The sequence below is a fragment of the Vibrio hepatarius genome (genome assembly GCF_001274785.1).
In the GTDB taxonomy this organism is placed as follows: domain Bacteria; phylum Pseudomonadota; class Gammaproteobacteria; order Enterobacterales; family Vibrionaceae; genus Vibrio; species Vibrio hepatarius.
Genome location: NZ_LHPI01000062.1, coordinates 1 through 501, shown reverse-complemented (window position 1 = coordinate 501; position 501 = coordinate 1). Strand labels below are relative to the sequence as shown.

The 501-nt window shown below is 61.3% G+C and carries 1 protein-coding gene; it reads right to left on the bottom strand.

The annotated features are described in order from the left end of the window. A partial coding sequence (locus AKJ31_RS23320; RefSeq protein ID WP_211263074.1) for a hypothetical protein occupies window positions 1-501 on the bottom strand: 501 nt, incomplete at both ends.

Sequence of the window (501 nt, the reverse complement as noted above, 5' to 3'; positions counted from 1 at the left end):
ATGTCCGCCACCTTCACGCTGCTTGTCGTGTCTGTGTCTTCTGACAGACCCTGGCTCACATTCGACAGCGCTACCGTCGGCGCTTCGTTTACGTCGGTGACCGCGATGCTCGCGCTCGCCGTGTCGTCCGGCGTGCCGCCAACCGTCGCATCGTCTACCGATACGCTCACATCCAGCTGGCCGTTGGTTTCGTGATCCAACGTCTCACCCGCTTTCAGGTGCAGCTCGTAGCTGCCGTTGTTGTCGACTATCTCGAACTTGTCTGCATCCGCTCCGCTCAGCGTCAGCTCATTCGTGCCCAGCGCATCGTCGCTCACGGTGATGTCCGCCACCTTCACGCTGCTTGTCGTGTCTGTGTCTTCTGACAGACCCTGGCTCACATTCGACAGCGCTACCGTCGGCGCTTCGTTTACGTCGGTGACCGCGATGCTCGCGCTCGCCGGGTCGTCCGGCGTGCCGCAAACGGTCGGTTCGTCTACCGATACGCTCACATTCACCAGA